Source organism: Enterobacter cloacae complex sp. GF14B (assembly GCF_004136805.1).
In the GTDB taxonomy this organism is placed as follows: Bacteria; Pseudomonadota; Gammaproteobacteria; order Enterobacterales; family Enterobacteriaceae; genus Enterobacter; species Enterobacter hormaechei_C.
In genome coordinates this window covers 1-9,940 of sequence record NZ_QFRV01000113.1, presented here as the reverse complement: position 1 = coordinate 9,940, position 9,940 = coordinate 1, and the positions used below count along the sequence as shown (strand labels likewise).

Below are 9,940 nucleotides of genomic sequence, written 5' to 3'. Positions count from 1 at the left end.
TTTTTACCCAGATCGATACCAATGAGCGCAATGTTTTCCATGATAGTTCTCCGAATGAAAGCCTGTCCTCAGCATAGTACCGGGAAGGAGGGAGTGACCATCTCATTAAATAAAGCACGCTAAGCCGGTGGCAGCGGTCGCAATGGCCTAAACTTCCCCGCACCGACCTTGGCGCTGCTGCGCCATAGGTAATCGCCGGTCAGGTTGATGTGCTCCCACCCCAGCGGCGACAGATATTGCAACAATGTGTCGTCCAGCGCCGTGCCGTTGCCACGCAAAGCACTGGTGGCACGCTCCAGATATACCGTGTTCCACAACACGATGGCCGCCGTCACCAGATTGAGGCCGCTGGCCCGGTAGCGCTGCTGCTCAAAACTGCGGTCGCGGATTTCACCCAATCGGTAGAAGAAGACCGCCCTGGCCAGCGCGTTGCGCGCCTCGCCCTTATTCAGCCCCGCATGGACGCGGCGGCGCAGCTCCACGCTTTGCAGCCAATCCAAAATGAACAGCGTGCGCTCGATGCGCCCCAGCTCGCGCAACGCCACGGCCAAGCCGTTCTGGCGCGGGTAGCTGCCGAGTTTGCGCAGCATCAGCGAAGCCGTTACCGTGCCTTGCTTGATGGAGGTGGCCAGCCGCAGAATTTCATCCCAATGGGCGCGTATTTGCTTGATGTTCAGCCTGTCGCTGCTAATCATCGGCTTGAGCGCGTCATAGGCGGCATCGCCCTTGGGGATGAATAGCTTGGTTTCGCCCAAGTCACGGATACGCGGCGCGAAGCGAAATCCCAGCAAATGCATCAAGCCAAACACGTGATCGGTGAAGCCTGCCGTGTCGGTGTAGTGTTCCTCGATGCGCAAGTCCGACTCGTGGTACAGCAGGCCATCAAGCACGTAAGTTGAATCACGAATGCCCACGTTGACCACCTTGGCACTGAAGGGCGCGTACTGGTCGGAGATATGGGTGTAGAAAGTCCGTCCTGGACTGCTTCCATACTTCGGGTTGATATGACCAGTGCTTTCTGCTTTGCTGCCGGTTCTGAAGTTCTGGCCGTCCGACGATGACGTGGTGCCGTCACCCCAGTTGCCGGCGAAGGGTTGCCGAAACTGCGCATTCACCAGCTCGGCCAGCGCCGTCGAATAGGTTTCATCGCGGATGTGCCAGGCTTGCAGCCAAGACAGCTTGGCGTAGGTGGTGCCAGGGCAGGACTCGGCCATTTTGGTCAGACCCAGGTTGATCGCGTCGGCCAGGATCGTCGTCAACAGCAAGGTTTTGTCCTTGGCCGTGTCGCTGGTCTTCAGGTGTGTGAAGTGGCGGGTGAAGCCCGTCCATTCATCGACCTCCATCAGCAACTCGGTGATTTTGAGGTGCGGCAGCAGCATAGCTGTCTGGTCGATCATGGCTTGCGCGGCGTCTGGTACTGCCGCGTCCAGCGGCGTGATCTTCAGGCCTGACGCGGTGGTGATGATGGCATCCGGTAAGTCGTTGGCCGCAGCCATGCGGTTGACTGTGGCGAGTTGCGCCTCCAACAATTCCAACCGGTCATGCAGGTATTGGTCGCAGTCGGTGGCCACTGCCAGCGGCAATTCGCTGGCCAGCTTCAAAGTGGCGAACTTCTCGACCGGCACCAGGTATTCGTCGAAGTCCTTGAACTGGCGAGAACCCTGCACCCAGACATCACCGGAGCGCAGCGCGTTCTTCAGCTCCGACAGGGCGCATAACTCGTAGTAACGCCGGTCGATGCCGTCGTCGGTCAGAACCAGCTTTGCCCAGCGCGGCTTGATGAATGCGGTTGGCGCATCGGCGGGCACCTTGCGCGCGCTGTCGCTGTTCATGCCGCGCAGCATGTCGATGGCATCGAGCACACCCTTGGCGGCGGGCGCAGCCCGCAATTTGAGCACGCCCAGGAACTGCGGCGCGTAGCGGCGTAGCGTGGCATAGCTTTCACCGATGTGGTGCAGGAAATCAAAGTCGGCAGGCCGCGCCAATGTTTGCGCTTCGGTGACGCTGGCGGCGAAGGTGTCCCAGGGCATAACGGCCTCGATGGCGGCGAACGGATCGCTGCCGCTTTGCTTGGCCTCAATCAACGCTTGACCGATGCGCCCATACATCCGCACCTTGTCGTTGATCGCCTTGCCGGAAGCCTGGAACTGCTGCTGATGCTTGTTCTTGGCCGCGTTGAACAGCTTGCCGATGATGCGATCGTGAAGGTCGATGATTTCATCGGTGACGGTGGCCATGCCTTCGATGGCCAGCGCTACCAGCGTGGCATAGCGTCGTTGCACCTCGAACTTTGCCAGATCAGCAGGCGTCATCTGGCCACCTTCACGAGCGATTTTGAGCAGGCGGTTCTGGTGAACCTGCCGCTCGATGCCTGCGGGCAGATCAAGTGCTTGCCAGGATTTCAGGCGCTCAATATGTTCGAGCATGTGGCGAGAGTTCGGTTTGGCAGGCGACTGGCGCAGCCATGCCAGCCACGTCACTTTACTGCCGTCCTTGCGCTTGAGAAGTTCGTCCAGGCGCTGACGGTGGGGTGATAACAAAGAATCGGTCAGCGCCGCGTAAATGCGTCGGTTGGCACGGGTGATGGCCTCGGCGCTTGCGCGCTCGATGGCATTCATGGCGGGCAGGATAATGCTCTGCCGCCGCAGATTCTCGACAAGTGCGCTCGCCAGCACGATGCCTTTGTCGGTCTGCAAGGCCAGCTCGGTCAATGTATGCACGGCTTGCCGATAGTGGCTCATGGTGAAGGGCTTGAACCCAAAAACCGTTTGCAGCTCGACCAAGTGCTCCCGCCGTGTCTGTTCGCGCTGGCCGTACTCGCTCCAACTTTCCACTGGCATCTTGAGTTGCGCGGCCACCATGCGCAACAGGGGCGGAAACGGAGGCTCATCGACGCCCAAAAAGGTGCCAGGGAATCGCAAGTAGCAAAGCTGCACAGCGAAGCCCAATCGATTCGCGGCGCCGCGACGCTGACGGATCACCGACAGGTCGGTTTCGTTGAACGTGTAGTGCCGTATCAGTTCGTCTTTGGCATCTGGCAGTGCCAGCAGGCTTTCGCGCTCGGTGGCGGACAGGATTGAGCGGCGTGGCATGGTCAGTCTTCCCGCAGGTACTGGTACAAGGTTTCGCGGCTGATGCCGAAGTCACGGGCCACCAAGGTTTTTTGGTCGCCTGCCGCAACTCGCCGTTTCAACTCGGCAATTTGTTCGCTGTTCAGCGATTTCTTTCGTCCCCGGTAGGCACCGCGCTGCTTGGCCAGCACGATTCCCTCGCGCTGACGTTCGCGGATCAGGGCGCGCTCGAACTCAGCGAAGGCTCCCATGACCGACAGCATCAGATTGGCCATCGGTGAGTCCTCGCCGGTGAACTTCAGCCCTTCTTTGACGAACTCCATGCGCACGCCCCGTTGTGTCAGCCCTTGGACGATGCGGCGCAGGTCATCAAGGTTGCGTGCCAGCCTGTCCATGCTATGCACCACCACGGTGTCGCCCTCGCGGACGAAGGCCAGCAGCCTTTCCAGCTCGGGACGCTGGGTGTCCTTGCCAGAAGCCTTGTCGGTGAACACCCGCGCCACCTGAACACCCTCCAATTGCCGTTCCGGGTTCTGGTCGAAGCTGCTGACGCGGACATAGCCGATGCGTTGACCTTGCAAGATGCCTCCAAAGGCAAAAGTGTCAGGATGAAATCTATTACCTTTGACGGAATATGTCAATCAATAGGAAATTTAACTCTATTCTGACATCGTTTGCACATGGTGTCGTTTTCAGAAGACGGCTGCACTGAACGTCAGAAGCCGACTGCACTATAGCAGCGGAGGGGTTGGATCCATCAGGCAACGACGGGCTGCTGCCGGCCATCAGCGGACGCAGGGAGGACTTTCCGCAACCGGCCGTTCGATGCGGCACCGATGGCCTTCGCGCAGGGGTAGTGAATCCGCCAGGATTGACTTGCGCTGCCCTACCTCTCACTAGTGAGGGGCGGCAGCGCATCAAGCGGTGAGCGCACTCCGGCACCGCCAACTTTCAGCACATGCGTGTAAATCATCGTCGTAGAGACGTCGGAATGGCCGAGCAGATCCTGCACGGTTCGAATGTCGTAACCGCTGCGGAGCAAGGCCGTCGCGAACGAGTGGCGGAGGGTGTGCGGTGTGGCGGGCTTCGTGATGCCTGCTTGTTCTACGGCACGTTTGAAGGCGCGCTGAAAGGTCTGGTCATACATGTGATGGCGACGCACGACACCGCTCCGTGGATCGGTCGAATGCGTGTGCTGCGCAAAAACCCAGAACCACGGCCAGGAATGCCCGGCGCGCGGATACTTCCGCTCAAGGGCGTCGGGAAGCGCAACGCCGCTGCGGCCCTCGGCCTGGTCCTTCAGCCACCATGCCCGTGCACGCGACAGCTGCTCGCGCAGGCTGGGTGCCAAGCTCTCGGGTAACATCAAGGCCCGATCCTTGGAGCCCTTGCCCTCCCGCACGATGATCGTGCCGTGATCGAAATCCAGATCCTTGACCCGCAGTTGCAAACCCTCACTGATCCGCATGCCCGTTCCATACAGAAGCTGGGCGAACAAACGATGCTCGCCTTCCAGAAAACCGAGGATGCGAACCACTTCATCCGGGGTCAGCACCACCGGCAAGCGCCGCGACGGCCGAGGTCTTCCGATCTCCTGAAGCCAGGGCAGATCCGTGCACAGCACCTTGCCGTAGAAGAACAGCAAGGCCGCCAATGCCTGACGATGCGTGGAGACCGAAACCTTGCGCTCGTTCGCCAGCCAGGACAGAAATGCCTCGACTTCGCTGCTGCCCAAGGTTGCCGGGTGACGCACACCGTGGAAACGGATGAAGGCACGAACCCAGTTGACATAAGCCTGTTCGGTTCGTAAACTGTAATGCAAGTAGCGTATGCGCTCACGCAACTGGTCCAGAACCTTGACCGAACGCAGCGGTGGTAACGGCGCAGTGGCGGTTTTCATGGCTTGTTATGACTGTTTTTTTGTACAGTCTATGCCTCGGGCATCCAAGCAGCAAGCGCGTTACGCCGTGGGTCGATGTTTGATGTTATGGAGCAGCAACGATGTTACGCAGCAGGGCAGTCGCCCTAAAACAAAGTTAGCCATATGAACTCGGAATCAGTACGCATTTATCTCGTTGCTGCGATGGGAGCCAATCGGGTTATTGGCAATGGTCCTAATATCCCCTGGAAAATTCCGGGTGAGCAGAAGATTTTTCGCAGACTCACTGAGGGAAAAGTCGTTGTCATGGGGCGAAAGACCTTTGAGTCTATCGGCAAGCCTCTACCGAACCGTCACACATTGGTAATCTCACGCCAAGCTAACTACCGCGCCACTGGCTGCGTAGTTGTTTCAACGCTGTCGCACGCTATCGCTTTGGCATCCGAACTCGGCAATGAACTCTACGTCGCGGGCGGAGCTGAGATATACACTCTGGCACTACCTCACGCCCACGGCGTGTTTCTATCTGAGGTACATCAAACCTTCGAGGGTGACGCCTTCTTCCCAATGCTCAACGAAACAGAATTCGAGCTTGTCTCAACCGAAACCATTCAAGCTGTAATTCCGTACACCCACTCCGTTTATGCGCGTCGAAACGGCTAACCATTCCGTCAACGGGACGCCAAAATGCTGCGCATTTTGGTTCCCTCCGCTGCGCTCCGGCTCTCGTTACGTCCAACGTTAGCACCACTGAAACCCAGCTTTATTTAGCTCATGTTTATTCAAACGGCATTTAGCTTTTCAGGCGTTATTCAGTGCCTGTTTTGCCTTTTTTCCGGGCTTCGCCTGCATGGGCTGCGCAGGTTTTCAGTCTTTTTGGCCTCTAGCCCTTGCGTAGCAAGCGCAAGCAGCTATCGTTTTTGCAGTGCTGTGCCGCCTCGGTGGCGCAGCGTTTTTTCACGGTTAGCGCCCGTCGCCAAATTCAAGTTATCCGTTTTGGCTTCTGGTTCTAACATTTCGGTCAAGCCGACCCGCATTCTGCGGTCGGCTTACCTCGCCCGTTAGACATCATGAGGGAAGCGGTGACCATCGAAATTTCGAACCAACTATCAGAGGTGCTAAGCGTCATTGAGCGCCATCTGGAATCAACGTTGCTGGCCGTGCATTTGTACGGCTCCGCAGTGGATGGCGGCCTGAAGCCATACAGCGATATTGATTTGTTGGTTACTGTGGCCGTAAAGCTTGATGAAACGACGCGGCGAGCATTGCTCAATGATCTTATGGAGGCTTCGGCTTTCCCTGGCGAGAGCGAGACGCTCCGCGCTATAGAAGTCACCCTTGTCGTGCATGACGACATCATCCCGTGGCGTTATCCGGCTAAGCGCGAGCTGCAATTTGGAGAATGGCAGCGCAATGACATTCTTGCGGGTATCTTCGAGCCAGCCATGATCGACATTGATCTAGCTATCCTGCTTACAAAAGCAAGAGAACATAGCGTTGCCTTGGTAGGTCCGGCAGCGGAGGAATTCTTTGACCCGGTTCCTGAACAGGATCTATTCGAGGCGCTGAGGGAAACCTTGAAGCTATGGAACTCGCAGCCCGACTGGGCCGGCGATGAGCGAAATGTAGTGCTTACGTTGTCCCGCATTTGGTACAGCGCAATAACCGGCAAAATCGCGCCGAAGGATGTCGCTGCCGACTGGGCAATAAAACGCCTACCTGCCCAGTATCAGCCCGTCTTACTTGAAGCTAAGCAAGCTTATCTGGGACAAAAAGAAGATCACTTGGCCTCACGCGCAGATCACTTGGAAGAATTTATTCGCTTTGTGAAAGGCGAGATCATCAAGTCAGTTGGTAAATGATGTCTAACAATTCGTTCAAGCCGACCGCGCTACGCGCGGCGGCTTAACTCCGGCGTTAGATGCACTAAGCACATAATTGCTCACAGCCAAACTATCAGGTCAAGTCTGCTTTTATTATTTTTAAGCGTGCATAATAAACCCTACACAAATTGGGTAAAACCGCAAGAACTGTAATTATGAATTTGTCAGAAAACTATCCGTACAAGGAAGTGTATGAAAAATGTCTGGTATAATAAAGATATCATCTTGAAAATCGAGTGTTGCTCTGTGGATAACTTGCAGGGTTTAATAAGTATCTTTACTCAAAAGTTGCAATCAATAATTTATTGAAAAAGATTGAAAGGTGGTGGTAAATAATGTTACAATGTGGGAGTATCAGTTTAAATTCTTCGTGAAATAGTGTTCATGGTTAGGAAATTCGATTAACAGTTTAATGAGTTAATAACGATATGTTTCGTCATCAGAGTCTACTAAAAGGTCTCTATCGTATTTAAACTTAACCTTGCTAACGCGTAACCGCACTATTTTTAACCAAAAACTGAAATGATAGGCACACTGATCCTAGGCTGCGGTTTGTAACCATCGCTTTTTAGCCATTTTATCCCGCCTTTCTGACAGTAAAGTGACCGCGTGTAGGCCTTTTTCGGCACTCATAAACCGCAGTCGGTTTCCGCATAAAATACATTGGTACGGATCCGTGTTTAAAAATCCTTTGGTCAGGGCTGCAAACCCCGGTTTTTCAGGCACGTTAGGATGAATCATGTCCAACGCGTCATACACTTTAGGTAATAAGTGCCCACGTTTGCGATTGGCTAAAAAACCGTAATAGCGGATCATTTTAAAATGGCGAGCTGGGATATGACTGACATAACGTCTTATCATTTCTTCTTGGGATAAAATTTGTCGCCGATGTTGCTGGCTGTGGTGATCATAATAATGATGGAGCACGGTGCCGCCGCTGTAGTGTTTCAATTGAGAGGCCGAGATAGGCGGACGTTTTAAGTAACGCCCTAGATATTTGACGTTGTGCCACGCGCCTCGGGTTTTCTTAGCAAAATGGAGTTTCCAATAACGTTGAAACTGGGCATTGAGGTAACGACACCACGTTGGGTAATCGCGAATATGCCCGAAACCAGGCAATTTATTCGGTTGTAACTGAACATAGTTGTCTCGAAGGAGCCGAATAACGGCACTGCGCCAGACTTTTTCGACGTCTTTCTTTTTAAAGAAAATCGGCTTCCAGGTGTCGTATTTGGTGAGACCGCCTCGGGTGACGGATAAATGAATGTGGGGATGTTGATTGAGTTGGCGACCATAGGTGTGCAGTGCACAAAAAATGCCAATGTCGAGTCCAAGGCGTCTAGCGTATTTGAGCATAGCACGGGTGGCACAGCGAAAGAGTTGGTTGAGCAAGGCCCAGTTGTTATTGAAAAAAGGCCAAAGCAAGTGCGGCATCGTGAGAGTGATATGTTGCCATTCGCAATCTGGCAAAATATGCCGTTGTTGGGCGATCCACTGTTCGGTGCCTTTGAGCCCACACGCACTGCAAGCTTTGGATTTACAGGTTTGACAAAAGAAGCGCGAATGCGTGCATTCAGGAGAAGAACAGCAATAACGTCGAACGCCCATCGCGCAGGTGCTACAGGCGAGCATCTTTTCAACACAGAGGAGTTGCCATTCATCGACAGGGTTGTTATCAATGAAGCGGTTCCATCCGTCGTCATATTGAAATAGCAGTTTAGTGGGTCTGGGAATATACATGAAGCAGAGTATAAAAGACGAGAAGAGAGTTGCCTAGAAATAGAGCGGCTTTGCCGCGATGCTCACGCCAAAGGCGTGCTTATGTTCTTTTAAGCTAATAAAAAATGCACGTGGAATTTAGGTCAAAGAAAAGTAAAGAAAAATTTATTTATGGAGGTAAAAAAGGATGAGTCAAGTTGTTGATTTTTTAAATGAAGCAAAAACTTATTATTTTGCAACCGTTGAAGGAGACCAGCCAAGGGTCAGACCGTTTAATGCAGCCATGGAGAGGAATGGCAAGGTCTATCTTGGTACAACCAATCAGAAAAAAGTTTATCAGCAGTTATTGGCAAATTCAAAGGTGGAAGTCTCAGGTATGGCAAAAGGAAAATGGATTCGGCTCACCGGCGAAGCCGTAATTGATGATACCGTGGAAGCAAGGGAAGCAATGCTTGAAGCAAATCCGCCTTTGAGAGATATGTATAGCGCTGATGATGGGAAATTCACCGTATTTTATTTGAAAAACATGCAGGCAGTTTTATATTCCTTTACAGGAGATCCGGAGATATTAGATAATTAATCAAAACATGCAGCCCAAGTGTAGAATGAACTGACCCCCATAAGTTAGACCAAAAATCTAACTTATGGGAGGTCATTTTTTATGGCAAAATACAGTTATGAATTTAAGTTACAAGTTGTTCAAGCATATTTAGATTTTTATTTTGTCCGTTTTGTCTAGCTTACCGAAAGCCAGACTCAGCAAGAATAAAATTTTTATTGTCTTTCGGTTTTCTAGTGTAACGGACAAAACCACTCAAAATAAAAAAGATACAAGAGAGGTCTCTCGTATCTTTTATTCAGCAATCGCGCCCGATTGCTGAACAGATTAATAATAGATTTTAGCTTTTTATTTGTTGAAAAAAGCTAATCAAATTGTTGTCGGGATCAATTACTGCAAAGTCTCGTTCATCCCACCACTGATCTTTTAATGATGTATTGGGGTGCAAAATGCCCAAAGGCTTAATATGTTGATATAATTCATCAATTCCCTCTACTTCAATGCGGCAACTAGCAGTACCAGCAATAAACGACTCCGCACCTGTACAAACCGGTGAATCATTACTACGAGAGCGCCAGCCTTCATCACTTGCCTCCCATAGATGAATCCGAACCTCATTACACATTAGAACTGCGAATCCATCTTCATGGTGAACCAAAGTGAAACCTAGTTTATCGCAATAAAAACCTATACTCTTTTTAAGGCACTGTTGCAAAGTTAGCGATGAGGCAGCCTTTTGTCTTATTCAAAGGCCTTACATTTCAAAAACTCTGCTTACCAGGCGCATTTCGCCCAGGGGATCACCATAATAAAATGCTGAGGCCTGGCC

At 52.6% G+C, this 9,940-nt stretch carries 8 protein-coding genes and 2 pseudogenes; 4 read left to right on the top strand and 6 right to left on the bottom strand.

Going from position 1 to position 9,940, the window contains the following annotated elements; translation table 11 throughout:
• Positions 1-119 precede the first annotated feature (119 nt).
• The 3 genes from DD606_RS22620 to intI1 all read right to left on the bottom strand — a co-directional run bounded on the left by DD606_RS22620 (position 120) and on the right by intI1 (position 4,971).
• Positions 120-3,092 (bottom strand): Tn3 family transposase, encoded by a 2,973-nt coding sequence (locus DD606_RS22620; RefSeq protein ID WP_001138073.1) that lies wholly within the window; start codon positions 3,090-3,092, stop codon positions 120-122.
• A 2-nt stretch (positions 3,093-3,094) separates the two neighbouring features.
• On the bottom strand, positions 3,095-3,652 hold the full coding sequence (locus DD606_RS22615; protein WP_001162012.1) for a recombinase family protein: 558 nt from the start codon (positions 3,650-3,652) through the stop codon (positions 3,095-3,097).
• Between the two features lie 305 nt (positions 3,653-3,957).
• The gene (gene intI1, locus DD606_RS22605; protein WP_000845054.1) at positions 3,958-4,971 is read right to left on the bottom strand and encodes a class 1 integron integrase IntI1; all 1,014 of its coding nucleotides are present in this window, start codon (positions 4,969-4,971) and stop codon (positions 3,958-3,960) included.
• 144 nt (positions 4,972-5,115) lie between these two features.
• On the opposite strand from intI1, the gene dfrA12 reads away from it, so the two are divergent.
• The 3 genes and pseudogenes from dfrA12 to DD606_RS22590 all read left to right on the top strand — a co-directional run bounded on the left by dfrA12 (position 5,116) and on the right by DD606_RS22590 (position 6,859).
• Entirely contained in the window at positions 5,116-5,613 is a 498-nt protein-coding gene (dfrA12, locus tag DD606_RS22600) for a trimethoprim-resistant dihydrofolate reductase DfrA12 (RefSeq protein WP_001083725.1), read from the top strand.
• 111 nt (positions 5,614-5,724) lie between these two features.
• On the top strand, positions 5,725-6,015 hold the full coding sequence (locus DD606_RS22595; protein ID WP_001336345.1) for a DUF1010 domain-containing protein: 291 nt from the start codon (positions 5,725-5,727) through the stop codon (positions 6,013-6,015).
• A 5-nt stretch (positions 6,016-6,020) separates the two neighbouring features.
• Positions 6,021-6,859: pseudogene (locus DD606_RS22590) on the top strand (AadA family aminoglycoside 3''-O-nucleotidyltransferase).
• A 514-nt stretch (positions 6,860-7,373) separates the two neighbouring features.
• Here the strand turns inward: DD606_RS22590 and DD606_RS22585 are convergent.
• Positions 7,374-8,573 carry an IS91 family transposase gene (locus DD606_RS22585; protein ID WP_015344972.1) on the bottom strand — a complete coding sequence of 400 codons (1,200 nt, stop codon included), beginning with the start codon at positions 8,571-8,573 and terminating at the stop codon, positions 7,374-7,376.
• A 166-nt stretch (positions 8,574-8,739) separates the two neighbouring features.
• Between DD606_RS22585 and DD606_RS22580 the strand changes: the two genes are divergently transcribed.
• Complete coding sequence (locus DD606_RS22580; protein WP_004193041.1) at positions 8,740-9,132, top strand: pyridoxamine 5'-phosphate oxidase family protein; 393 nt, start codon at positions 8,740-8,742, stop codon at positions 9,130-9,132.
• Positions 9,133-9,451: 319 nt separating this feature from the next.
• Here DD606_RS22580 and bleO read toward each other — a convergent pair whose 3' ends face one another.
• Together bleO and DD606_RS22570 are read right to left on the bottom strand one after the other, a co-directional pair.
• Positions 9,452-9,856, bottom strand: a complete 405-nt coding sequence (gene bleO, locus DD606_RS22575) for a bleomycin binding protein (protein ID WP_064732565.1) — start codon at positions 9,854-9,856, stop codon at positions 9,452-9,454.
• A gap of 9 nt (positions 9,857-9,865) precedes the next feature.
• Positions 9,866-9,940, bottom strand: a pseudogene (locus tag DD606_RS22570) (IS6 family transposase); the annotation flags it as partial.

Coding starts and splice junctions, on each gene's coding strand:
- DD606_RS22620 (WP_001138073.1), bottom strand. CDS start 3,092: ATGCCACGCCGCTCAATCCTGTCCGCCACCGAGCGCGAAAGCCTGCTG.
- intI1 (WP_000845054.1), bottom strand. CDS start 4,971: ATGAAAACCGCCACTGCGCCGTTACCACCGCTGCGTTCGGTCAAGGTT.
- DD606_RS22595 (WP_001336345.1), top strand. CDS start 5,725: ATGTTTATTCAAACGGCATTTAGCTTTTCAGGCGTTATTCAGTGCCTG.
- dfrA12 (WP_001083725.1), top strand. CDS start 5,116: ATGAACTCGGAATCAGTACGCATTTATCTCGTTGCTGCGATGGGAGCC.
- DD606_RS22580 (WP_004193041.1), top strand. CDS start 8,740: ATGAGTCAAGTTGTTGATTTTTTAAATGAAGCAAAAACTTATTATTTT.
- DD606_RS22585 (WP_015344972.1), bottom strand. CDS start 8,573: ATGTATATTCCCAGACCCACTAAACTGCTATTTCAATATGACGACGGA.